Below are 23,740 nucleotides of genomic sequence, written 5' to 3' on the forward strand. Positions count from 1 at the left end.
CGCGGAGAATGCCGACCCGGTGCGGGTGTCGGCTCGACCGATCGGATTGCGCTGCTGCGACCGACGAAACGAATGATCATTCACGGGTCGGGTGCCGCGAATGAGCAGATCGAATGTTCGGTACGCCGGTCCGCCACGCTCCGCCGATTTCGGGAACAGCGCCCCGACACCGCGCCACCACCGGTGGGCGGCGAACCGGCGCGGGTCGCCGCGGTGGTCGAGGCCACGACGAGGTTCTCCGGGCCGGAGTGAGGGGTGTTCCAGAGCGTTGACGGCGGGACCGCGGCGCACGATGCGAGCGGTGGAGCCGCTGGTCGGCGGATGTGCGACCCCCGGGGAGCTTCAACTGACCGTGCCGACCCCTGGATCGGTGACCATGCGGACCTCAGGTCGGTCCACGGCGGCTGCGATGAACGTGCCCTCGATCGTTCGGATGAGCCTGTCAGGTGTGCCGGCTCTTGTCGGCGACCATGTCGACGAGGGTGTTGGTGAGGTCTTCGGCGGAGACGCCTCCCCACTTCGGGTCGATGAGCTGACCGCTGGCCTCCAGGCCGGCGATCCCGTTCGCGCTGCTGATGAGCAGGGCAGCGTATCGGCGGGCGTCCTGCTCGCCGACCAGGTCGGCGACGACGGCCAGGAACTCGGTCTGGCTTCGCTCGGCGGCACGGGCCATAGCGGTGGGGTCGCCGGGCGGGTTGCTGAACATGAGCTTGTAGAGGTGTGGCTGGAAGCGGCCGACGTCGATGAGTGCGATGAGACCGCCGCGCACCTTCTCGGCGGCTGACAGGCCCGGTTGTGCGCGAAGGGCCTGCATGCGGTCTCCGAGCGTGTCCCACGCCCGGGTGCCGATGGCGGTCAGCAGGCTCTCCTTGTCGAGGAAGTGCCGGTAGGGCGCTCCGCGGGTCACTCCAGCGCGCGCCCCGACCGCGCGCAGTGTCACGGCGTCGAGGCCACCGGAATCGAGCAGCTCGGCGGCCGCGTCGAGCAGGGCGCGGCGGGTGGCAGCGGCTGATTCGGCGCGGCTGATCACCCGGACGACTCTAGCCTGCTCCTGATGACTAAGTCACTCGAAACAGTTGACGCCGTCATCTCAGTGCGGCACACTCGAATGATGACAGTGTCAACTGAAACTCGGGACCTCGTCGTCGTGACCGGGGCGTCGACCGGCATCGGCGCCGCCACCGCGCTGGAACTGGCTCGGCGCGGCTTCCACGTCCTCGCCGGCGTACGGCGCGACAGCGACCGGAAGTCCCTGCGGGCCGAGGGCGTCGAGCCGGTCATCCTCGACATCACCGACCCCGATCACGTCGCCGCGCTCGCCGCACGCGTCGAGCGGGGTCCGGGGCCGCTGCGGGCGCTGGTCAACAACGCCGGCGTCCCGGGCGCAGGCCCGGTCGAAGTGATGCCGCTCAGCGAATGGCGGCGCGTGTTCGAGGTGAATCTCTTCGGCCACGTCGCCGTCACCCAGGCCCTGCTCCCCGCGCTGGTGCGCGGCGAGGGACGCGTCGTCAACATCAGTTCCCTCAACGGCAGGATCTCCATGGCCGGCTACGGGCCGTACGCCGCCAGCAAGTTCGCCATGGAGGCGATGAGCGACGCGCTGCGCAACGAGCTGGCCCCCCATGGAGTGCGGGTGGTGGTGGTCGAACCCGGCGGCGTGCGAACCGAGATGTCCCGCGCCGGCCTGGCCTCCCTCAGCCGCCTCGACGACGGGATGACGCCCGAGCAGAACGCGCGCTACGGCGCCTTGATGCACGCGATTCCCGCCCACGTGGCGGCGTTCACCAGGGCCGGCGTGACCTCCGAGGTCGCCGCGAAGAGGATCGCCAAGGCGGTGACCGTCCGCAGGCCCCGCACCCGTTACACCATCGGCGCGACGGCCACCTTCCTCATCCGGGCTTCCCGCTTCCTCCCCGACCGGATCCTCGACCGGATGACGACCTCCGACCTGCGCAAGCACTACCCGGCCGAGATCCGTGGCCGCGCGGCCGCGACACCCACCGGCTGACCGAAGCGACGTCCGATGAGGAATCGGGGACCTGGTACATGGTGACGAGAGTGCCGCCGCGATGGTTGATGCGGATCCTCTGGAAGGTCCACCGGGCGGTGCTCCGGATCTCGGGGAACCGGGCGACCCTGTCCGAGCCGGACGGCCGCAAGACCGGGATGTTGCAACTGCACACGATCGGCCGGAGGTCGGGCGAGCCGCGCGCGGTCGTCCTCAACTACATCGAGGACGGCGACGACATCGTCGTCCTCGCGTCGAACGGCGCGATGTCGCCCGATCCCGCCTGGTGGCTGAATCTCCAGGCCGGGCCGCTCGCGGCGGTGGACCTCGTGGGCGGCCGGCGTCCCGTCCGCGCCCACGAGGCCACCGGCGACGAGCGCGAACGGCTGCTGATCGCGATGCGCGGCTACACCAAGTTCGGGGACGTCGACGGGATCATGGCCATGCGGGGTGGTCACACGGCCGTCGTCGTTCCCGCTCACGCTTCCTGACCTGGATGGATGCGCCGACCGACGAGTGAGCTTCAAGATTGACTTCAACCTTGAAGCGTGTCTAGTATCGGCTGTCCGCATCCCCGGTCGCAGGAGTATCTGGTGAAGCTCGGCATCATGCTGCCCGTATCCGGCGTTCACGCTTCGCCGGCGAACATCACGACCATCGCACGGGCCGCCGAACGGCTCGACTACGACTCGTTGTGGACGTACGAACGTCTGCTGCGTCCGATGGCACCGATGCTCCCCGGTCCCGACGGCGAGCTGGAGCGCATTCCCGACATCTACCGCGTCACCTACGAGCCCTTGCAGACCCTGAGCCACGTGGCCGCGCTCACCAGCCGCATCGCCCTCGGCACCAACATCGTCAACCCGCTGTTCCACCCACCGGTCGTGCTGGCACGCAGGTACGCCACGCTCGACCAGTTCAGCGACGGCCGGGTCATCGCCGGGTTCGGCCAGGGCTGGATGCCGCCGGAGTTCGCGGCCGCCGCCGTGCCCATGAAGCGCCGCGGCGCCGGCTTCGACGACGTCATCGCGGCGATACGGGCCTGCTGGGGACCTGACCCGGTCGAGTACGCGGGCCGCTTCTACGCCATCGAAGCCTCCGAGATCAACCCCAAGCCGGTCCGGGGCGACATCCCGATCGTCGTCGGCGCGAACTCCGACGGCGGCATCGACCGGGCGGCCCGGATCGCGGACGGCATCACCCCGCTGGCGTGGACCTTGGACGGGGTGCTCGCCCAGGCGACCCGCTTCCGGGCGACCGCCGAGGAGCTGGGGCGGGATGCGTCCACGCTCACCGTGACGGCGCAAACCAACCACTCGATGCAGCCCAAGCCGATCAGCGGGGACCGGCCGTTCCTCGCCGGCTCCCCGGGGCAACTCGCCGAGGACATCGAGCAGCTGCGGGAACAGGGGATCGACGGGATTCTGTTCGCGTCCCCGCCGTCGGATGACCTGGATACGCAGATCGAGGTGCTCGAGGAGCTCCGCACCCTGGTACCTGCGGCGTAGGGCGCGCTGTGACGGTGGTGTCGTGGAGCCATCCCCCGGGGCGGGGTAAGTAGCATCGCCGGCGTGGAAGGCCGGGACGAACCGCGTTGGCTGTCGCCGGACGAGCGCGACGCCTGGCTCTCGCTGTCCTGGCTGATGGTCAGACTGCCGAGCGCGATCGACGCCCAACTGCAGCGCGACAGCGGCATCTCGTTCTTCGAGTACCTGGTGCTCGCCGCGCTGTCCATGGCGCCCGGCCGCCGCCTGCGGATGAGTGAGCTGGCCGAGCACGTGAACGGCTCCGGCTCGCGGCTGTCCAACGTCGCCAAACGCCTCGAGGAACGCGGCTGGATCACGCGGGCGCCCTCCGCCGAGAACGGCCGCTTCATCGAGGCGACGCTGACCGACGCGGGCATGGCCGTGGTCGAGCGCGCGGCGCCGGGCCACATCGAGACGGTCCGGCGGTACGTGTTCGACGCGCTCAGCCCCGATCAGGTGACCGGGCTGCGCGACATCGGCCGGCAGATCGCCGACCAGGTGGACGGCGGGCGTGCGGGGACGTTGCTGAGACAAGCCATGCGACGGCCGTGATCGGCCGCACCCCTGGATGCTGACCAACCGGGAGTGCGTCCGCACCCAAGGCTCCCCGGCTCCTACCGGTTCCGTGGAACCGCCGAGGACGTCAAGCACCAGATCGCCGGCGCCATCCCGGTCGGCATCGCCCCGCTGGCGCGGAGCCACGCAGCGGAGGCGCTGACCGGGACGGCGCGGATGGAGGCGGCGTGAGCAGCCCTTTGCGCGCCGCGCGTCGGTCGCCGCCGCCGGTGTTCCGCCTCGCGCCCGGCGGCAATCGGCCCCCTGCACGCCGAGCGGTGCCCCGGCATCGGGCCGTGCGTGGCCGGGCATGCCGGGCGGGAGCAGCGCGCGACCACCGACCCCCGACCGGATCCGGTGGAGTGGTCGACCGGCCCGTACAACGTCGGGATTCCGCGCGGAGCACTGCCCGGGGGCGATCTGCCCGGAGCGGGTTGGCGGGCGTTTCGTCCGGTGAACGCAACCGACAGCCGTGCCGCTGATCGGCGGAACACACCCGCAGACGGCGGGATTCGAACCTGCGCGTGCCCCCGGGGAGATTCGGACAGGTTCTGCGACGGACCACGACCGCGGCAAGCTGATCATGGCCGGAAGGATCCGCCTGACGCGGTTCCGCGTCAGCTCGGTGCTTGCGCAAGGGCCTCCACCACGAGATCGCCGACGCAACCGGGCGGAGGGTCGCTGACCGATGTCGTCGTTCCCCGCTCTGCGGCCGAGATAGGTAGCCGTCCGTGCCCGGATAGGCAACTTCGCCGCCGCGCCAGGACCGCTTGCGCTCCTACCGTTCTGCACGTTCACAGAACCCTCTCCGAGGAGCACATCATGACCACATCCATCGTCGACAACGGCGTCAACGTCGAGGCGCTGCTCGGTGCGCGGCAGGCGTTGGCCGGCGCTCCGGAGATCGCCCAGTTCCAGTGGCGCTCGACCGTGACCTGGCTCGACGGCACGCACTCGCGAGCCGATCTGGAGACGTTCTTCGGCTTCAACGAGGAGCAGCGCCACCGGACGACGTTCAGCTTCGACATCGACCACCCGTTGCAGTTCGCGGCGCAGGACAACGGCATCACGCCGGTGGAGTACGTCCTCGTCGCGCTCGGCGGCTGCCTGACCGCAGGCATCGCCGCGATCGCCCAGCAGCGGAAGATCCAGCTGCGCTCGGTGCAGGCCGCGATCACCGCGGAGATGGACCTGCACGGCATTCTCGGGGCCGACCCCGACGTGCGCAACGGCTTCAGCGGCGTGCGCGTCGACTACACCATCGACGCCGACGCCACCCGGGCGGAGATCGAGGCACTGGTCGCGCAGTCGCAGAAGCGGTCGGCCGTCTACGACGTCCTGACCAACCCGACCGCGGTCACCGTCACCGTGTCCTGACCCGCACCGAGCTGCTGGGGTTCGCCATGCGATACGCGACGACGGTGGTGATCGGGGCGGGGCACTGCGGGCTGGCCGTGAGCCGCTGCCTCACCGAGCGTTCGATCGACCACGTCGTGCTGGAACGCGGCGAGGTCGCCGACTCGTGGCGCACCCGGCGATGGGACTCGCTGCGGCTGCTCACCCCCAACTGGATGACCAGGCTGCCGGGCTTCGCCTACCGCGGGGACGACCCGGACGGCTTCCTCGCCGCCTCCGAGGTGGCGCGGCTGATCGGGGACTACGCCGAGGACTCGGCGGCACCGGTGTTGACCGGCACCGCCGTCACCTCGGTGCGGTCCGGTCCGCGCGGCTACCTGGTGGACACCGACGGGGGCAGCTGGCACGCGCGGACCGTCGTGATCGCGACGGGCGCGGCGACCGTCGCCACGGTGCCGGCCCGCCTGGTCGAGCAGGTGCCCGCCGCGATCACCACGACGACCGCCGCGGACTATCGCAGTCCCGACCGGCTCCCGGCGGGTGCGGTACTGGTCGTCGGTGCCTCGGCGAGCGGCATCCAGATCGCCGACGAGATTCGGCGCTCCGGGCGGCCGGTGACGCTGGCCGCCGGCGAACACGTGCGGATGCCACGGACCTACCGGGGCCGCGACATCCTCTGGTGGATGGACGCGTCGGGCCTGCTCGACGAACGCTATGACGAGGTGCCGGACCTGGTCCGGGCGCGCAACCTGCCCTCGATGCAGCTCGTCGGCGCACCGCAGATGCTCGACCTGAACGCACTTCGCCGGGGCGGCGTGCGGCTCGCCGGCAGGTTCGTCGGCGTCCGGGAGGGGACGGCCCAGTTCTCCGGGTCGTTGCCGAACGTGTGCGCGCTCGCCGATCTCAAGCTCGGCCGGCTGCTCGACACCATCGACGGCTGGGCGGACCGCGCCGGCGTCGACGCGGCTCCGCCGCAGCGGTTCGCGCCGACCGCGGTGGCGGGCCACGAGCAGTCGGCGCACCTGGGAGCCGGTGGCATCGAGACGATCGTCTGGGCCACCGGACACCGCGCGGACCTGTCGTTCGTCGACCTCGGCGTGTTCGACCGGAAGGGCCGCGTCCTGCACGACGGCGGGGTCACGACCGAGCCCGGGCTGTACGTGATCGGGCTGCCGTTCCTGCGGCGTCGCAAGTCCACGCTGATCGACGGCGCCGCGGCGGACGCCCGCGAGCTCACCGATCACCTGGCCGCGCACCTGGACACGGTCGCCCGCCGAGCGGGCTGACGACGAGTCCACCGACGACCACCGACCGACACACATCCACGATTCGGAGCGACGTGATGATGAAGGTACTGCGAAAGATCGGGACACGGGCCGGCAGGGCCGCCGTGCTCGTGGCCGCCACGGTCGGCCTGACCGCCGTCCTCCCTGCTGCACCCGCGGCAGCGGCCCCCCCGTTCTTCTCCAGCTTGGAGATCACCCGGGCACACGCCGGCCACTACTACGTCAAGGTGACGGGCATCTTCGCGGCGGACCCGTACGACGCCCACGGCTTCGTGAACAACATCCGCAACGGCGGCGTCCGCTACGAGGTCATCGGCCAGGACCGGTTCACCGAGCTGCGCAGCACGTACTTCCGCAGTGGAGCCCGGCAACCGGGCAACGGCGCCGACTGGTACCTGTACGCGACACCGGACGGCATCGGCTACCACGTCACGATGACCGTTCCCGCCAGCGTGGTCAACGAGGACACCTCGTCGTGGACCGGCGGCCCCGGTGACGAGATCTGGGTGCGGGCGAGCTTCCTCGACGGCGCCGGCGAATACCGGTACGTCCAGCACAGCCAGCAGGTCAACGGCTACTTCTCGTAGCCGCCGACGACGAGCGGCACCCGCGGGTCGACCGGAGCGGTCGTTCCACGCCGGACCCCCAACCACGCCGCGGGCGGCCGGGCCGTCCGCCCAACCGGAAGGCACCGAGACAATGATCGTCGACCCCGTCGGCGGCACGGCCCCGGCCGTTGCCGTCTCGTTCCTGGACACGCTGGGCGCACGCGAGTTCGCCCGGCTGTCGTCCTGCCTCGGCGACGACGTGCGGATGCGTGCGCTGCTCCCGTCCGGCGTCTGCGACTCGCAGGGCGCAGCGGCGGTCACCGACCGGTTCCGGTCCTGGTTCGCCGATGCGGCCGAGTTCCAGCTCGTCGACTCCGGTGTCGACCGGATCGGCCCGCTGCTGTCGCTGCGGTGGCGGCTACGGGTGCGGTTCTCGCCGCGTTCCCCGCGCCTGCACGTCGTCGAGCAGCTCGCCTACGTCCACGCGCCGGACCGGATCCGCCGGCTCGACCTGCTGTGCTCCGGATTCCACGGAGACGGTCATGGCTGAGCACGTCGCCGCATGGGGCGGATGGGGGGCCGAGGTCCGCGACGACCCGTTCCCCACCTTCGCCCGGCTCCTCGCCACCGGCCCGGTGCATGCGGTCACCCTCGCCGACGGTCACGAGGCCACGCTGGTGCTGGGCCACTCGGCGGCCCGGCAGGCGCTCAAGGACCCCCGGCTGTCGAAGGACATGCAGGCCGCGCTGTCCGACGACACGAGCACGGTCGACCCGGGCCTGCCCGGCCCGGAGTTCTCCCGGCACATGCTCGGCGTCGACCCTCCCGACCACACCCGGCTGCGCAACCTGGTCGCGGCGGCGTTCACCCCGGGCCGGGTCACGGGCCTCGAACCGTGGATCCAGGCGATCACCGACCGGCTGCTCGACGACCTCGCCCAGCGGGGCGGGGTGGTCGACCTCGTCGCCGGCTTCGCCCATCCCCTGCCGTTCCAGGTGATCGGCCGGTTGCTCGGCGTGCCGGACGACGACCTCCCGGCCCTGCACGAACGGTTCGCCACCCTGCTCGCCCCGCGAGCCGGTGACCCGCCTGCCGAGGCGGTGGAAGCCTCCGACGCCATCGTGGCCTACCTGCGTGATCTCGTGGCGCTCAAGCAACGCCGGCCCGGTGACGACCTGGTCAGCGACCTGGCCCGGACCGGGGGCGACGGTGAGCGGCTCACGCGACAGGAACTGCTGTCCTCGCTGTTCCAGCTCGTGATCGCCGGGCACGACACCACCACTTCCCTGATCGGCAACAGCGTGGTCGCCCTGCTCGACCACCCCGACCAGCTCGCCCTCCTGCGAGCCGAACCGCACCGGCTCGCCGGCGCGGTCGAGGAGCTGGTCCGCTTCACCGCACCGGTGCCGCACGCCACGTTCCGCTACGCCACCGAACCGGTCGAGCTGGGCGGGACCACCGTTCCCGCCGGCCGGCAGGTCCTGGTCTCGCTGGCCGCCGCCGGGCGCGACCCGGCCCACGTCGACCGGCCGCACACCCTCGACGTCACCCGAGTGGGGCGCCGCCACCTCGGCTTCGGCCACGGCATCCACCACTGCCTCGGCGCGCGACTGGCCCTGCTCGAGACCCGCGTCGCGCTCGCGACCCTGCTGCGCCGGTACCCCGGCCTGCGCCTGGCGGTACCCCGGACCGAGCTGCGCTGGTCGCACGGCGATGGGCTGGTCATCCGCGGGTTGGCCAAGCTGCCGGTCCTGCTGGGCACCCCGGGCGGCCGGCCATGACCAGCCACGGGCGCTACGACAGGATCGTCGTCGGCGGCCGCTGCGCCGATGTGACGACGGCCTTGCTGCCGGCCGCGCCGGGCAGGGTACTGATCCGCGACGCCGCCCGAGCCGGCACGGACACCCTGTCGACTCGCGTCCCGACCCGTGCCGGCGTGCTGCCTCTGCCCCGCTGGGTTTCTCGACCGGCCGACGGCTCGGCAGCGCCACGACCGCACCGTGACGGCCGGTACTCCGACGACAGCGAATACCGGGAGAGGAACCGCCATGCCACCACACCCGACCCCGAGCCCGGCCGGCCGCCGCCCGGCCCCGGGATGGCAGCCTGCGCTGCTGGCCGGGCTGATCGATCTGGCCGGCCCCGGCCGGCCACCGCACCCCGGCGGCCGCCCCTGCGGCGCGCTCTGCGTACCGGCCTGCACCGCGGGCCACGCCCCACCGATTCCCACGACCTCCGCAGGACCACGGCCGTGAACCCCCCGCCTCAGCGGCGCCCGGCAGCCGCCGACGACCCGCACCACCGGAACAGGACGACGCCCTGTCCCGCCAGGTCGTCGTGCGGCGGGCCCACGCCCCTGTTCAGCGGCCGAGCCGGATCCTAGACTCGGTCGGTGCGGCTGCTCGAGCGTGATCACCCGCTGACTGTGCTCGGCGATCATGCCCGCCGCGCCGCCGGCGGCCGTGGCTCGGCCGTGTCCGTCGCCGGCGAGGCCGGCATCGGCAAGACCGTCCTGCTTCGCGCGTTCGCCGAGCTGGCGCCGGTGCAGGTGCTGTGGGGCATGTGCGACTCGCTGAGCACCCCGCGCCCGCTCGGACCCCTGCGCGACATCGCAGGCGAGCTCGGCCCTGCGGTGCCCGACGTGCTGCGGGGGGCAGCGGTGCAGCACGAGATCTTCGCGGTCGTGCTGCAGGAGTTGCGCGCCCGGCCCCGCGCGCTCGTGTTCGAGGACCTGCACTGGGCGGACGAGGCGACGTTGGACCTCGTCCGGTTCGTCGCGCGTCGCATTCACACCTTGCCGCTGCTGATGGTGCTGACCTACCGGGACGACGTCGGGCCCGCGCACCCGCTCCGCCGCGTTCTGGGCGACCTCGTGTCCACGCCGGACGGGCGGCGGTTGCAGCTCACCCCGCTGAGCCTCGCCGCGGTCGGCGAGCTGGTCGGCGAGCACGGCCTCGATCCGGCCGACGTTCACGCGCGGACGGCGGGCAATCCGTTCTTCGTCAGCCAGATCCTCGCGCAGCCGGACCGACCGCTGCCCGACAGTGTGCGGGACGCCGTCGTCGCACGGACCGCAGCTCTCCCGTCGCCCGCGCGACACGCGTTGGAGCTGCTGTCCTGTACGCCCGAACCGGTGAGCGGCGAGCTGCTCGCGGCCCTGGGGGTGCGGGCGGCGTCGGTCGAGACACTCGCGACCACCGGCCTGCTCGACCGGCACGGCACGGGCGTCATGTTCCGACACGAGATCGCCCGGTCGGCGGTGCTCGGTAGCGTCGTGCCCGGGGCCGAGACGGCTCTGCACACCGCCATGATCGAGGCCCTGGAAGAGATCGGCGGGGACGCGAGCGTGATCGCCCACCACGCCGCCGCCGCTCCCGATGTGGTCCGCATCCTGCGTTACGCCCCCTTGGCGGGTGCCGCAGCGGCCGGGTCGGGGTCGCACCGCGAGGCCGTCGCGTTCTACGAGCTCGCGCTGAGGCACGCCGGGGAGGACGACCCCGCCACACGCGCGACGCTGATGGAGGCCCTCGCCACCGAGCTTCTCCTCAGCGACCGCCTGCACGACGCGATCGCGGTGTGCCGCCGCGCGCTGCACCTGCGCCGCGAGCTGGGCGACGTCGTGGCGGTCGGCGCGGCCCATCTCGCCATCTCCCAGTACCAGTGGTACGCCGCCGACCGGGTGGCGGCCGAGCGGCATGACGACGCCGCGATCACGATCCTCGCTGAAGCCGGGGCGCCGCGGGAGCTGGGGTACGCCCTGGCCAACCACGCGTTCCTGGCGTCGCAGCGCGGCGATGCGGCGGAGGCCATGCGAGCGGGCGGGCAGGCGCAGCGGATCGCCGACGAGCTGGACGACGCTGCGCTCGCCAGCACCGCGTCGATCGGCCCGGCGCTGGTGCGGCTGCTGGGCGGTGATCAGGATGCGCGGATCGATCTGCTCGCTGTCCGGGACGCCGGCCTGCGACTGCGGAGCGACGTGCTCGCGTCCGCGCCGGTGACCAACCTCGCCCATGTCGACGTGGAGCAGGGTCGCTTCGCCGAGGCCGAGGACGTCCTGCTCGATGCGCTGCGGTTCAGCGGGGAGCGCGACGTCCCGGGCTGCAACATGTGGCAGCTCGGGGTGCGGGCCCGGCTGCGGCTGCTGCAGGGCCGCTGGGCCGACGCGGAGCACGACGCCCTGGCGGTGTTGGCGGCCGGTGACCTGCCCCTGGGTCGGCTGTGGTCCCACCTCGTGCTGGGGCTGCTGGCCGCCCGGCGGGACGCGCCTGCGGAGAACCCACACCTCGACGAGCTGTGGTCGCTGACCGTCCAGCTCGACCTGCCCGGCCTGCTCGCCCCGGCTGCTGCTGCGCTCACCGAACAGGCGTGGATCACCCGCCGCCCAGACCCCCGGCTCGACGGGCAGCTCGTCGGGGAGTTGATGACGCTGCCGAGCACCGGTGGGGAGCAGCTGCGCCGGTGGACGCGGCGGCTCACCGCGGAAGGCGCGCCTCCGCCGGTTGCAGCCCCGCCGGCGGTGCCCGAGCAACTGCCCTACGAGCAGGCGATGGCGCTGTGGGACGTCGGCTCGCCCGAGACCCTGCTGGCCGCGCTGCCGCTGCTCGACGAGCTGGACGCCCGCAGCGTCACCGCGCGGGTGCGTGGGCGGCTGCGCGAGCTCGGGATGAACTTCCTGCCCCGCGGCCGCTCACCGGCCACCCGGTCCAACCCGGCCGGTCTCACCGGCCGGCAGCTCGACGTGCTGGCGCTGCTCGTGGAGGGGTTGAGCAACACCGAGGTCGCCGCACGGCTGGTGATCTCCCGCCGGACCGCCGACCATCACGTGTCGGCGATCCTCGGCAGGCTGAACGCCCGCTCGCGCGGTGAGGCGGTGGCGGCCGCCCACAGACTCGGGCTCGCCCGTGTCGCCCCGGAGGCCGAGCCGAGCACGACGGGCAGCGCCAACAGCCCGCGCAGCACCAGCCCGTCGAGCCGGACCTGATCGGCGATCACGTGTAGCACCCGTGGGCCGGCCAGGTCGAGCCCGGGCCGGCGCTGCTCGGGGCGGACGGGCCACCATGGACACGATAGATCATTTCGGGATCCCGGAACATGGCGGTGTCGCGGGCACGATGCGGGCACGGACGGCCGAAACCACCCGGCCACGGCCGGACGCCACCGGACAGAACAGGATCGGCCCCCCGCCTGTTTCAGCAGGGGGAGGCCGATTTCGGGAGGTCGGAGAGGGTGCCCCCGGCAGGATTCGAACCTGCGCTCCCGCCTCCGGAGTCGGGCGACCGTGTGATCGTCGACGCCTCGGCGGCCCTACCAGGGCCTGTCGTTCGCTGTGCGTGTCACCCGTAGGCCGCCGCTGTAGCCCGCAGTTCGTTCCACGAGTCGATCCACGCGGAAGATCGTCATTGCACCAGCGCGAGGCCCTCGTGCTCGGCGAAGTCGGTGAAGTCCTTGGTGTTCAGGGTGGCCAGCGGAAGCTCCCGGACCAGGCAGCAGGCGGCGATCCAGGTGTCGTTGGTGGGGCGGGGTCGGCCGCGCAGTCGTGCGTAGGCCTGCAGTTCGCCCCAGCGGGCCGCGACGCGCTGGTCGTAGGCAGGACGACGAGCCCGGCGAGGAAGGTGCGCATGGTGTCGAGGCTGCGCGGGCCCCAGCGGCGAACGAGCGTCCACTTGGTCAGCTCGCCCACGGTGCCGAAGGTGATCGCGAGGACGTGGCCGGCGAGTGCGCCGGCCAGGGCGTCGGAGGCCCGGCGGCGGAGCAGGGTGGAGGCGACGTCGGTGTCGACGACGATCACGCTCACCGGATGTCGGCTCTCCGCGTTGCGTAGAGGTCGGCGAGGAAGTCCTCGTACTCGTCGTCCGACTCGAACGGGTCCTCGGCTGCGGCGAGGTCGTCCACGGTGTCGATCGGCTGGACACCCTGGCGGCGGACGAGTTCCTCGGTGGTGATGAAGTCGTCCGCCGGCCAGCGGTCCGGCCGCTCTGGGGTCGTGGTCATCGAGGGCGCCTCCCGTGTTGAGGCCATGTTCTCACTCCGCGTGTTGTGGCTGCGGGTCCTTGCCGGGGGTGTCGTCCACGCCGGGCGGGTCCGGGGCGGGGAAGGCGTGCGCCGGTCCGCAGTGAGAAACGTAGCCCGCCTGGCGGACGCGCCAGGTGGAACGCCTCTGGTGAAGTCGAACGGCTTCTCTCGCATGGGGTCTCGTGGCTCGTCGGCCGTCGGTGTGGGGTCGAATCGCGCATGATCGGGTGCAGCGACAGGTCGAGCGGGGGTTGGCCGCTGACACCTCGCGGGCTCGTACGGTGAGCGAGCGGGAGGCGCTGACCAGCGCACTCACGAGATATGTGGCCACCGGCCACTTGCTGCATCTGCCGGGATCTGGGTTGTGGAGCGGTTCGTGGAACGGGTTCGTTCCACGAACCAGTCCACGTTAGCGCGTCAGACCTTGTTCACAGTGGTGACGTTGAGCGAGACGTGCAGGTCAAACGTGGTGCCCCCGGCAGGATTCGAACCTGCGCTCCCGCCTCCGGAGGGCGGTGCTCTATCCCCTGAGCTACGGGGGCCAACGGGGACAACCCTAGCGCACCCCCACGGGTACCTCCGACCGGGTTGCCCCGGGGGTTGCGTGCCGCCGCACGCCCACGTCGCAGCCCCGGGATGGATCTCGCAGCCAGCCGGCGCGCTGCGACAGCCCGCTCCGGGCTGCCGGGCCGCCCCACGTCTGCGAGGACACCCCGTCGGTCGCGCCCGCGCCGTCTCCGCTGGCGGGGCCGCCGGCGCGGTGCGTCGAGAACGAACTTGTCGTGATCGAACCGCCCTGTCGATCACGACAACTTCGTTCTCGACGGGACACGGACGGGGGCGGGGTCGGGGAGGACGGGGGGACGGTCAGGGGGTGGAGGGGCGGGAGTGGGAGCGCCCGTCGTAGGTCCACGTGTCGAACGGCCAGGCATCGGCGAGCCACGTCGTCACGCAGGCCCGGAACTCGGCTTCGTGGGCTGCGTGGTCGGCGCGCAGCCACGAGCTGACCTCGGCGTCGGTGCCGGTGGTGCGGTCGGGGTAGATGTACAGGCAGCCGGCGACGTCGCCGTCCGGGGTCAGGACCGTGTAGGTGAACCCGCGGCGGGTGTCGAAGTCGCGGCGGTGGCGCTGCAGGTCGCGGAGGTTGTCGGCGAGGGTCATCGTCGGGTCGGGCCAGCTGCCGTCGGGGAAGCCGGGCAGCGAGCGGATGTGGTCGACGCTGCTGGTCCAGGCCCGGTGGTCGGGGTCGTTGTGCTCGGGGCCCAGCGGGACCAGGACGTAACCCGCGCACTCGTGCCGGGCGGGGGCGGTGAAGTCTCCCGGCACGAAAGGCGGCGGGTCGGTCATGACGGGAGGGGTTGGGCGCCGCGCTCGGCGAGGAGTTGGCGCAGGTAGTCGCTCTCCGAGGTCTGCGAGCTGAGCATCTGCTTGGCCAGGTTGCGCAGCTGGGGGACGGCGGCGTGCTGGGCGCCGTACTCCAGCATCCCGACGCCACCCTCGTGGTGGCGCAGCATCAGCTGCAGGAACAGCACGTCGAGCTGGGGGCCGGTGGCGGCGCGGAGGGCGGCCAGGTCGGCGGCGCTGGCCATGCCGGGCATCGTGGCCACCGCGGTGCCGCCGCCGTGGTCGTGGGTGGGGCTGCTCATCCAGGCCATGTGGCCGCCGACGGGCAGGGCGGCGGCGCCCCACAGGTCCAGCCAGCCCTGCATGCGCCCGATCTGGGAGTTCTGGGTGGTCTCGATGTCGGAGGCCAGCTGGCGGACGACGGGGTCGGTGGAGTGGTCGCGCCCCCACGCGGCCATCTCCACCGCCTGCTGGTGGTGCACCGTCATGTCCTGGGCGAAGCCGACGTCGACGGAGTCGGGGCCCGGGACGGTCGGCTCGTCGCGGCCGGACAGGCCGATCAGCAAGCCGGCGGCGGCGCCGAGCAGCAGCAGTCCGACGACGCCCGCGACGACGAGGAACGGGCGCACCCAGCGGGCCTCGGGCGGCCAGTCGTCGGGGTCGTCGGGCTCGTCGGGGCCGTCGTCGCCGCTCTCGCGGTCGTCCGGCGGGTCGACGGGCGGAGGGGTGTCGCGGTCGGGGGTGCCGTCGATGGCGTCCGCGCGCGTGGCAGGGGCCGTCGGCCCCGGCACGGCGCCCCCGGCCGCGGGCGGTTCGGACGGCCCGCCGGAGCGCGCGGTGGTGCCGGTCGTCCCCTGCCCGCGGGCCATCAGCCCGCCGGTGTCGGGGCCGGGGCGGCCGGGGCCCCGCCCGTCGCCGGGTCGGTGGCGGGGGCGGTGGGGACGACCTCGGTCGGGACGGTGCCCGGCGCGGTGCCGGCGTCGGCCTGGACGCCGGTGCCCGGCGTCACCTCGGCCTGCACGCCCGGCTCGGTCGGGTCGGGGATCGGCTGGAACGGCGGCGGAGCGTCCTGGCGGAAGCCGCTCGGGCCGATCTCGTTGCAGCTCGCGCCGGGCTCGGGGTGGGTGTAGGAGTTGACCCGCAGCGCGGCGATGAACTGGTCGATGCGCGGGTCGGCGGCGTCGGCGAGCTTGAGCTGGTGCCCCCAGGACTGCAGGGAGATCGGCTGGTCGAGGCCCGGGTAGGGGCTCATCACCGTGTAGGGCTGGTTCTGCACCTTCGACGTCAGGGCGTCCAGCGCCTCGCCGGTGACCAGGTCGGGGTTGTAGGCGATCCACACGGCGCCGTGCTCCATGGAGTGCACGAGGTTCTCGCTGCGCACCGCCTCCGGGTAGACGACGCCGTTGCAGGCGGCCCAGCTGTAGTCGTGCGCGCCGCCCATCGGCGGGCTGAACGTGTAGGCCACCCGCACGGCCGGGTCGACGTGCGAGCCACCCTCGAACGCCTGCACCTGGATGCCCGCGATCTGCGTGGACGGGTCCGGGTTCTCCGGGGTGGGGGTGAACGCGGCGAGCGCCTGGCGGCGGTCCTCGGCCTGCTGGTTCTGGACGAACGCGTAGCCGAAGATCGTGGCCGCGAACAGCACGACGACGGTGACGCCGGCGATCAGGCCCCACGGGGGCGCTTTGCGCCGGACCACCGTCGGCTTGACCGTGCGCGTGGCCTTGCTCTTGCTGCCGCTGACCATGAACCGTCCAGACCCTCTGCGAACCATCTGCGAACACGGGCCGTCACCCGGACGGCGCTTGCGGTACTCGAGTGTAGGTGCGGCACGTGAAAACCCGGTGGGCAGCACTCCCTAGACTTGGCCGGTGACTCCCGCGCTACTCGCCGAACTGGTCCGCACCACGGCCTCCGATGTGCTCGCCGAGCGCGGCCTCGACCTGGCCGCGCTGCCCTCGGACGTCGGCGTCGAGCGACCGCGCAACCCCGAGCACGGCGACTACGCCACCAATGTGGCGTTGCGCACGGCCAAGAGGGCCGGGGTCGCCCCGCGCGAGCTGGCCGGGTGGCTGGTCGAGGCGCTCTCCGCGCGCGAAGGCATCGCCAGCGCGGAGATCGCCGGTCCCGGGTTCATCAACCTGCGGCTGGCCGCCGACGCGCAGGCCGGGATCGTGCGCGAGGTACTGGGGGCCGGTGCCTCCTTCGGCAACGGCGACGAGCTGGGCACGCAGTCGATCAACCTGGAGTTCGTCTCGGCCAACCCGACCGGCCCCATCCACCTGGGCGGCGCCCGGTGGGCGGCGGTGGGCGACGCGCTGGGCCGGGTGCTGAGCGCGCGGGGCGCGAAGGTGTACCGCGAGTACTACGTCAACGACGCGGGCGTCCAGGTCGACCGGTTCGCCGAGTCGCTGCTGGCCGCCGCGCTGGGCCGGCCGGTGCCCGAGGACGGCTACGCGGGGGCCTACGTCGCCGAGATCGCCGTGCAGCTCGTCGAGCGCAACCCGGGCGTGCTCGACCTGCCCGCCGACGAGCGGCTGCGGGTGTTCCGGCAGGCCGGGCGCGACCTGATGATGGCCGACATCGAGCGCACCCTGCACTCCTTCCGCACCGACTTCGACCTCTACTTCTCGGAGCAGTCGCTGCACGAGAGCGGGGCGGTGGAGGCGGCGGTCGAGCGGCTCAAGGAGCAGGGCAACCTCTACGAGGCCGACGGCGCCTGGTGGCTGCGCTCCACCGAGCAGGGCGACGACAAGGACCGGGTCGTCATCAAGAGCGACGGCCGGCCGGCCTACATCGCCGGCGACATCGCGTACTACGCCGACAAGCGGGCCCGCGGCTTCGACAAGCTGATCTACATGCTGGGCGCCGACCACCACGGCTACATCGCCCGGCTCAAGGCGGTCGCGGTGGCCTCCGGCGATCCGGCCGACACCGTCGAGGTGCTGATCGGCCAGATGGTCAACCTGTTGCGCGACGGCGAGCCGGTCAAGCTCAGCAAGCGCGCCGGCACCATCCTGACCATGGACGACCTGGTCGACGCGCTCGGCGTCGACGCCGCCCGCTACGCGCTGATCCGCTCCTCGGTCGACTCGACGCTCGACGTCGACCTCGACCTGTGGACGCGCCGGACGAACGACAACCCGGTCTTCTACGTCCAGTACGCGCACGCGCGGCTGGCCTCGCTCGCCCGCAACGCCGCCGACCTGGGCGTCACCCCGGGCGAGGAGTTGGCGCTGCTCACCCACGACCGGGAGGGCGACCTGATCCGCACGCTCGGCGAGTTCCCGGCGGTCGTGGCGACGGCCGCCGAGCTGCGCGAGCCGCACCGGGTGGCCCGCTTCCTGGAGTCGCTGGCCAGCGCGTACCACAAGTTCTACGACTCGTGCCGGGTGCTGCCGATGGGCGACGAGGAGCCCACCGAGCTGCACCGGGCGCGGCTGGCGCTGTGCGTCGCCGCCCGCCAGGTGCTGGCCAACGGGCTCGACCTGCTCGGCGTGTCCGCCCCGGAGCGGATGTGAGGGCGCACCCGGCGGGGCCGCTGCACGCCGACATCCAGGTCCCGGGCAACACCGCGGGCGCGCGCCCGGCCGACGCGGCCGAGCTGGACGAGCTGGCCGGGTCGGTGTGGCCGCGCAACGCCGCCCGCGGCGACGACGGCGCCGTGCAGGTGGCCGGCGTCGACGTGCGCGACCTGGCCCGCGAGTACGGCACGCCGCTGTTCGTGCTGGACGAGGACGACTTCCGGCAGCGGGCCGGCGAGTTCGCCGCGGCGTTCGGGGCGAGCGCGGTGCACTACGCGGCCAAGGCGTTCCTGTGCACCGAGGTCGCCCGCTGGGTCGACCAGGAGGGCCTGTCGCTGGACGTGGCCAGCGGGGGCGAGCTCGCGGTGGCGCTGCGGGCCGGCTTCCCGGCCGAGCGGATCGCGATGCACGGCAACAACAAGTCGACCGACGAGCTGGCGCAGGCCGTGCGGGCCGGGGTCGGGCGGATCGTGCTCGACTCGTTCCACGAGATCACCCGCCTCGACGCGGTGGCGCGCGAGCACGGCGTCGTCGCGCCGGTGATGGTCCGGCTGACCGTCGGCGTCGAGGCGCACACCCACGAGTTCATCGCCACCGCGCACGAGGACCAGAAGTTCGGCTTCTCCATCGCCGGCGCCACCGACTCGGCGGCGGCCGAGGCCGTGCGGCGGGTGCTGGCCGCGTCGAACCTGGAGCTGGTCGGGCTGCACAGCCACATCGGCAGCCAGATCTTCGACACCGAGGGCTTCGAGGTGGCCGCGCACCGGGTCGTGCGGTTCCTCGCGCAGCTGCACAAGGAGCACGGCTCCGACGCGCTCACCGCGCTGACCTCCCTCGACCTCGGCGGCGGCTTCGGCATCGCCTACCGGGCCGAGGAGACCCCGGTCGACGTGGCCCAGCTGGCCGACGAGCTGCGCGGCATCGTCAAGCACGAGTGCCACTCCGCCGACCTGGACGTCCCGGCGATCGTCGTCGAGCCGGGCCGGGCGCTGATCGGGCCGAGCGCGGTGACGGTCTACGAGGTCGGCACGCTCAAGGACGTCCCGCTCGACGGCCGCGCGTCGCGCCGCTACGTCAGCGTCGATGGCGGCATGAGCGACAACATCCGCACCGCCCTCTACGACGCGTTCTACGACTGCCGGCTGGTCTCGCGCAGCTCCGAGCGCGACGGCACCGGCGAGTCCGTGCTGAGCAGGGTCGTCGGCAAGCACTGCGAGAGCGGCGACATCGTCGTGCGCGACTGCTGGCTGCCCGCCGACCTGGCCCCCGGCGACCTGCTCGCGGTGGCCGCCACCGGCGCGTACTGCTACTCGATGGCCAGCTCCTACAACCGCCTCCCGCGGCCCGCGGTCGTCGCCGTGCGCGACGGCCGGGCGCGGGTGCTGCTGCGCCGGGAGACCCCGGAGGACCTGTTCCGGCTGGAGGTCGTGGAATGAACCCGCTCACGGGGACTCCCGCCCGACGGCCGGGACCGGTCAGGATCGGGTCGTGACTGCGACGACGCCGGGGAACGAGCCCGGTAAACCCGTGCGGGTCGCGATGCTCGGCTGCGGGACGGTCGGCGGCGAGGTCGTGCGGCTGCTGCGCGAGCAGGCGGGCGAGCTGGCCGCGCGGGCCGGGGCGCCCGTCGAGCTGGTGGGGGTGGCGGTGCGCCGCCCGCAGCGCCACGCCGACCTGGGCGAGCTGATCACCGCCGACGCGTCCGGCCTGGTCGCCCGCGACGACGTCGACGTCGTCGTCGAGGTGATCGGCGGCATCGAGCCGGCCAGGACGCTGCTGCTGGAGGCGCTCAAGGCCGGCAAGTCGGTGGTGACGGCGAACAAGGCGCTGCTCGCCGAGGACGGCGCCGCCCTGGCCGAGGCGGCCGACGCGTCCGGCGCCGACCTCTACTACGAGGCGTCGGTGGCCGGGGCGATCCCGCTGCTGCGCCCGCTGCGCGAGTCGCTGGCCGGCGACCGGATCACCCGGGTCGCTGGGATCGTCAACGGCACCACCAACTTCATCCTCTCGGCGATGACCTCCTCCGGCGCGAGCTACGCCGAGGCGCTGGAGGAGGCCACCCGGCTCGGCTACGCCGAGGCCGACCCGAGCGCCGACGTCGACGGCTACGACGCCGCCTCGAAGGCCGCGATCCTCGCGTCGCTGGCCTTCCACACCCGGGTCACCTCGGCCGACGTGCACTGCGAGGGCATCCGCGAGGTCACCGCGGCCGACATCGCCGCGGCCGCCGGGATGGACTGCGTGATCAAGCTGCTGGCGATCTGCGAGCGCACCCCGGCCGACGGCGACACCCCGGAGTCGGTGTCGGCGCGGGTGCACCCGGCGATGATCCCGGCGTCGCACCCGCTGGCCGCGGTCGACGGCGCGTTCAACGCGGTCTTCGTCGAGGCCGAGGCGGCCGGCCAGCTGATGTTCTACGGCCAGGGCGCCGGCGGCGCGCCGACGGCCAGCGCCGTGCTGGGCGACCTGGTCGCGGTGGCCCGCAACCGGACCGTCGGCGGCCGCGGGCCGCGCGAGTCGACCTACGCCAGCCTGCCGGTGCGGCCGATGGGCAGCGTGCCGACCCGCTACCACGTCAGCCTCGACGTCGCCGACCGCGCGGGCGTGCTGTCCACCATCGCCGGCGAGTTCGCCCGGCACGGGGTCAGCATCGCCGCGGTCCGCCAGACCGGCGGGCGGCCCGACGCAGGCGACGACGACACGGGCGAGCCCGCGCGGCTCGTCGTGGTCACCCACACCGCGCCCGAGGCGGCGCTCGCCGACACCGTGCAGGTGCTCAGCGGGCTCGACGCCGTGCGGGGCGTGGAGAGCGTGCTCCGGGTCGAGGACCTGGGCCGGAAGGGAGTGACCGGATGACGCCGGAGCCCGTGCCGACCAAGCTGCTGACCGCGTGGCCGGGGGTGATCGCCGCCTACCGCGACCGGATGCCCGTCGAGCCGGGCTGGCGGATCGTCACCCTCGGCGAGGGCGGCACCCCGCTGCTGCCCGCGCCGCGGCTGTCCGAGCGCACCGGCTGCGACGTGTTCCTGAAGGTCGACGGGGTCAACCCGACCGGCTCGTTCAAGGACCGTGGCATGACGATGGCGGTCACCGACGCGCTGGCCCAGGGCAAGCAGGGCGTGATCTGCGCGTCCACCGGCAACACGTCGGCATCGGCCGCCGCCTACGCGGCCCGCGCCGGGATGACCTGCGCGGTGCTCGTCCCGCGGGGCAAGATCGCGCTGGGCAAGCTGGCCCAGGCCGTCGCGCACGGCGCGCGCATCCTGCAGATCGACGGCAACTTCGACGACTGCCTGGAACTGGCCCGCAAGACCGCGGCGGAGTACCCGGTCGCCGCGCTGGTCAACTCGGTCAACCCGACCCGCATCGCGGGCCAGGCCAGCGCCGCCTACGAGGTGTGCGACGTGCTCGGCCGCGCCCCGGACGTGCACTGCCTGCCGGTCGGCAACGCCGGCAACATCACCGCCTACTGGTCGGGCTACCGCTCCTACCTGGCCGACGGGCTGATCACCGACCTGCCGCGGATGTTCGGCTTCCAGGCCGCCGGGGCGGCGCCGCTCGTGCACGGCGCCCCGGTGCGCCACCCCGAGACCATCGCCACCGCGATCCGGATCGGCGCGCCGGCCTCCTGGGCGGGCGCCACGGCCGCGCGCGACGAGTCCGGCGGCAGGTTCGCCGCCGTCACCGACGAGGAGATCCTCGACGCCTACCGGCTGCTCGCCGCCACCGAGGCGGTGTTCGTCGAGCCGGCGTCGGCGGCCAGCGTGGCCGGGCTGCTGCAGTCGGTGGCCGACGGCTCGCTGCCGCGCGGCTCGCTCGTGGTCTGCACGGTCACCGGGCACGGCCTGAAGGACCCCGACACCGCGTTGCTCGCCGCGCCGGAACCCACCGTCGTCCCGATCGACCCGGGCGCCGTCGCCGACGCCCTGGAACTGCGCTGATGGGCAAGCCCTCCGAGGTCAGGGTCCGGGTGCCGGGCTCGTCGGCCAACCTGGGCCCGGGCTTCGACACCCTCGGTCTCGCGCTGAGCCTCTACGACGACGTCGAGGTGGCGGTCGCGCCCGACGGGCTGTCGGTCGAGGTGGCGGGCGAGGGCGCGAACCAGGTCCCCTGCGACGACACGCACCTCGTCGTGCGGGCCATGCGCACCGCGTGGAACATCGTCGGCGACGCCCCGTCCGGGATCCGGCTGCGCTGCCGCAACGCGATCCCGCACTCGCGCGGGCTGGGCAGCTCGGCCGCCGCCGCGGTGGCCGGCGCGGTCGCCGCCGTCGCGCTCTCCGGGCGCGACCCGCAGCTGGAGACCGACGTGCTGCTGCAGGTCACGGCCGGCATGGAGGGCCACGCCGACAACGCGGCGGCCAGCCTGCTCGGCGGGCTCGTGGTGGCCTGGGAGACGCCGGGCAACACCGCCGAGCGCTTCCACGCCGTCAAGCTCGACGCCCACCCGGACATCCACCCGGTGGCGCTCGTCGCGACCGTCGAGTCGTCCACGCACACCACCCGCGGGCTGCTGCCCGACCGGGTCCCGCTCGTCGACGCCGCCTTCACCGGCAGCCGCACGGCGCTGGCCGTGCTGGCCCTGACCCAGCGTCCCGACCTGCTGCTGCCGGCCACCGAGGACCGCCTCCACCAGGGCTACCGGCGCCCGGCCTACCCGGAGTCGGCCGACCTGGTCGACGCGCTGCGCGAGCGGGGAGTGCCGGCGGTGATCTCGGGCGCCGGGCCGACGGTGCTGGCGCTCACCACCGACGGCGTGCTGCCGGCCGACGTCGACACCACGGGGTTCGCGGTGCGGCCGCTGCCGGTGGACGCGACCGGGGCGCGCGTCGAGATCACCTGACCGTCCCCCGTCGAGAACGAACTTGTCGTGATCGTTTCGGCCTGTTGATCACGACAACTTCGTTCTCGACGGGACCTGTGCGGCGCGCCCGTCAGGGTGGTTGTTGCCGGTGTGACACGCAAGGTCTACTCTCGTCAGCGCAACGGCGATCTGCGCGTCATCCGCGTGACCACTCGAGTCGGGCCCGCCCGGTGCATCTGCGGCCGCCCATCCGAGATCCCCATCCGGTGGTATCCCGACCCGAGCGAACCCGTTCCGGACCGTCGCCACGATCGCCGCCATTGCCTGTCGAGCCGTCCGCGTCGAGCGGAGCACCTCGACATGTCGCCCGGCACACCGCCCGGGCGAGTGTGTGAATCCCGCTGACCTGGGCAAAGGCCCGGTCGGTCAGGAAGGACATCAGTGAGCGAGACCGATCTCGTCAGCTCCGAGACCGCAGCCGCACCGGCGCCCCGCAAGCGCGGCGGCCTCACCGGCATGGTGTTGGCCGAACTGCGCCAACTCGCTGCGGAGCTGAACATCCCGGGCACCGCAGGGATGCGCAAGGGCGACCTGATCGCCGCCATCCGGGCCAGCCAGGCCGGCGGAGCCGTCGCCGCGGCGGCCCAGCTGCCGCTGCCCGACGGCTCCGACGCCACCCCCGCAGTCGAGGCCCCGGCCAAGCCCGCGCGGGCGTCCCGGTCGCGCAACGGCGCCGCTCCCGCCGCGTCCGACACCCCCGCCGCGCCCTCCGACGCC

At 73.0% G+C, this 23,740-nt stretch carries 23 protein-coding genes and 1 tRNA gene; 17 read left to right on the plus strand and 7 right to left on the minus strand.

Annotated elements, in window-relative coordinates; all coding sequences use genetic code 11:
* Positions 1-442 precede the first annotated feature (442 nt).
* The gene (locus KIK08_RS13525) at positions 443-1,030 is read right to left on the minus strand and encodes a TetR/AcrR family transcriptional regulator (protein WP_214403468.1); all 588 of its coding nucleotides are present in this window, start codon (positions 1,028-1,030) and stop codon (positions 443-445) included.
* Positions 1,031-1,054: 24 nt separating this feature from the next.
* Here KIK08_RS13525 and KIK08_RS13530 point away from each other — a divergent pair, with 24 nt between their 5' ends.
* The 11 genes from KIK08_RS13530 to KIK08_RS13580 all read left to right on the plus strand — a co-directional run bounded on the left by KIK08_RS13530 (position 1,055) and on the right by KIK08_RS13580 (position 12,260).
* Positions 1,055-2,008 (plus strand): SDR family oxidoreductase, encoded by a 954-nt coding sequence (locus tag KIK08_RS13530; RefSeq protein ID WP_250556939.1) that lies wholly within the window; start codon positions 1,055-1,057, stop codon positions 2,006-2,008.
* Positions 2,009-2,076: 68 nt separating this feature from the next.
* Positions 2,077-2,499: a nitroreductase/quinone reductase family protein gene (locus KIK08_RS13535; protein WP_214403469.1), complete on the plus strand. Its 423-nt coding sequence runs from the start codon at positions 2,077-2,079 to the stop codon at positions 2,497-2,499.
* 102 nt (positions 2,500-2,601) lie between these two features.
* Positions 2,602-3,516 (plus strand): TIGR03619 family F420-dependent LLM class oxidoreductase, encoded by a 915-nt coding sequence (locus tag KIK08_RS13540; RefSeq protein ID WP_214403470.1) that lies wholly within the window; start codon positions 2,602-2,604, stop codon positions 3,514-3,516.
* 63 nt (positions 3,517-3,579) lie between these two features.
* Positions 3,580-4,086, plus strand: a complete 507-nt coding sequence (locus KIK08_RS13545) for a MarR family winged helix-turn-helix transcriptional regulator (RefSeq protein WP_308257617.1) — start codon at positions 3,580-3,582, stop codon at positions 4,084-4,086.
* 33 nt (positions 4,087-4,119) lie between these two features.
* Positions 4,120-4,281: a hypothetical protein gene (locus KIK08_RS13550; RefSeq protein ID WP_214403471.1), complete on the plus strand. Its 162-nt coding sequence runs from the start codon at positions 4,120-4,122 to the stop codon at positions 4,279-4,281.
* 630 nt (positions 4,282-4,911) lie between these two features.
* Complete coding sequence (locus KIK08_RS13555) at positions 4,912-5,466, plus strand: OsmC family protein (RefSeq protein WP_214403472.1); 555 nt, start codon at positions 4,912-4,914, stop codon at positions 5,464-5,466.
* A gap of 26 nt (positions 5,467-5,492) precedes the next feature.
* Entirely contained in the window at positions 5,493-6,731 is a 1,239-nt protein-coding gene (locus KIK08_RS13560; protein ID WP_214403473.1) for an NAD(P)-binding domain-containing protein, read from the plus strand.
* A 59-nt stretch (positions 6,732-6,790) separates the two neighbouring features.
* Entirely contained in the window at positions 6,791-7,318 is a 528-nt protein-coding gene (locus KIK08_RS13565) for a hypothetical protein (protein ID WP_214403474.1), read from the plus strand.
* A gap of 112 nt (positions 7,319-7,430) precedes the next feature.
* Positions 7,431-7,829: a hypothetical protein gene (locus KIK08_RS13570; RefSeq protein WP_214403475.1), complete on the plus strand. Its 399-nt coding sequence runs from the start codon at positions 7,431-7,433 to the stop codon at positions 7,827-7,829.
* Positions 7,822-9,060: a cytochrome P450 family protein gene (locus KIK08_RS13575; RefSeq protein ID WP_214403476.1), complete on the plus strand. Its 1,239-nt coding sequence runs from the start codon at positions 7,822-7,824 to the stop codon at positions 9,058-9,060. Before KIK08_RS13570 ends, KIK08_RS13575 begins: the two co-directional genes overlap by 8 nt.
* Before the next feature lie 611 nt (positions 9,061-9,671).
* Positions 9,672-12,260, plus strand: a complete 2,589-nt coding sequence (locus KIK08_RS13580; protein WP_214403477.1) for an ATP-binding protein — start codon at positions 9,672-9,674, stop codon at positions 12,258-12,260.
* A 471-nt stretch (positions 12,261-12,731) separates the two neighbouring features.
* Here the strand turns inward: KIK08_RS13580 and KIK08_RS39905 are convergent, their stop codons facing one another.
* The 6 genes from KIK08_RS39905 to KIK08_RS13610 form a co-directional block, all read right to left on the minus strand.
* Positions 12,732-13,073 carry a PIN domain-containing protein gene (locus KIK08_RS39905; RefSeq protein ID WP_250556940.1) on the minus strand — a complete coding sequence of 114 codons (342 nt, stop codon included), beginning with the start codon at positions 13,071-13,073 and terminating at the stop codon, positions 12,732-12,734.
* Positions 13,070-13,270, minus strand: coding sequence for a hypothetical protein (locus tag KIK08_RS13590; RefSeq protein ID WP_214403478.1), 201 nt, complete (start codon positions 13,268-13,270; stop codon positions 13,070-13,072). Before KIK08_RS13590 ends, KIK08_RS39905 begins: the two co-directional genes overlap by 4 nt.
* Before the next feature lie 488 nt (positions 13,271-13,758).
* Positions 13,759-13,833 (minus strand) — tRNA-Arg (locus tag KIK08_RS13595).
* Positions 13,834-14,158: 325 nt separating this feature from the next.
* Positions 14,159-14,638 carry a GNAT family N-acetyltransferase gene (locus tag KIK08_RS13600; protein WP_214403479.1) on the minus strand — a complete coding sequence of 160 codons (480 nt, stop codon included), beginning with the start codon at positions 14,636-14,638 and terminating at the stop codon, positions 14,159-14,161.
* A complete protein-coding gene (locus KIK08_RS13605) occupies positions 14,635-15,504 on the minus strand; it encodes a DUF305 domain-containing protein (protein ID WP_214403480.1) in 870 nt (289 codons plus the stop codon). The genes KIK08_RS13600 and KIK08_RS13605 overlap by 4 nt, the downstream gene beginning before the upstream one ends.
* On the minus strand, positions 15,504-16,382 hold the full coding sequence (locus KIK08_RS13610) for a thioredoxin-like domain-containing protein (RefSeq protein WP_214403481.1): 879 nt from the start codon (positions 16,380-16,382) through the stop codon (positions 15,504-15,506). Before KIK08_RS13610 ends, KIK08_RS13605 begins: the two co-directional genes overlap by 1 nt.
* 124 nt (positions 16,383-16,506) lie before the next feature.
* Here KIK08_RS13610 and argS point away from each other — a divergent pair, with 124 nt between their 5' ends.
* From argS to KIK08_RS13640, 6 genes are all read left to right on the plus strand, one after another.
* Positions 16,507-18,156, plus strand: a complete 1,650-nt coding sequence (gene argS, locus KIK08_RS13615) for an arginine--tRNA ligase (protein WP_214403482.1) — start codon at positions 16,507-16,509, stop codon at positions 18,154-18,156.
* Positions 18,153-19,595, plus strand: coding sequence for a diaminopimelate decarboxylase (gene lysA, locus KIK08_RS13620; protein WP_214403483.1), 1,443 nt, complete (start codon positions 18,153-18,155; stop codon positions 19,593-19,595). The genes argS and lysA overlap by 4 nt, the downstream gene beginning before the upstream one ends.
* 103 nt (positions 19,596-19,698) lie before the next feature.
* The gene (locus KIK08_RS13625) at positions 19,699-21,015 is read left to right on the plus strand and encodes a homoserine dehydrogenase (protein WP_214403490.1); all 1,317 of its coding nucleotides are present in this window, start codon (positions 19,699-19,701) and stop codon (positions 21,013-21,015) included.
* Positions 21,012-22,100, plus strand: coding sequence for a threonine synthase (gene thrC, locus KIK08_RS13630; protein ID WP_214403484.1), 1,089 nt, complete (start codon positions 21,012-21,014; stop codon positions 22,098-22,100). The genes KIK08_RS13625 and thrC overlap by 4 nt, the downstream gene beginning before the upstream one ends.
* Positions 22,100-23,002: a homoserine kinase gene (thrB, locus tag KIK08_RS13635; RefSeq protein WP_214403485.1), complete on the plus strand. Its 903-nt coding sequence runs from the start codon at positions 22,100-22,102 to the stop codon at positions 23,000-23,002. Before thrC ends, thrB begins: the two co-directional genes overlap by 1 nt.
* 402 nt (positions 23,003-23,404) lie before the next feature.
* Positions 23,405-23,740 (plus strand): Rho termination factor N-terminal domain-containing protein (locus tag KIK08_RS13640; RefSeq protein ID WP_214403486.1); only part of this gene is annotated, 336 nt, incomplete at its 3' end.

This window comes from Pseudonocardia lacus (assembly GCF_018531445.1).
Taxonomy (GTDB): Bacteria; Actinomycetota; Actinomycetes; order Mycobacteriales; family Pseudonocardiaceae; genus Pseudonocardia; species Pseudonocardia lacus.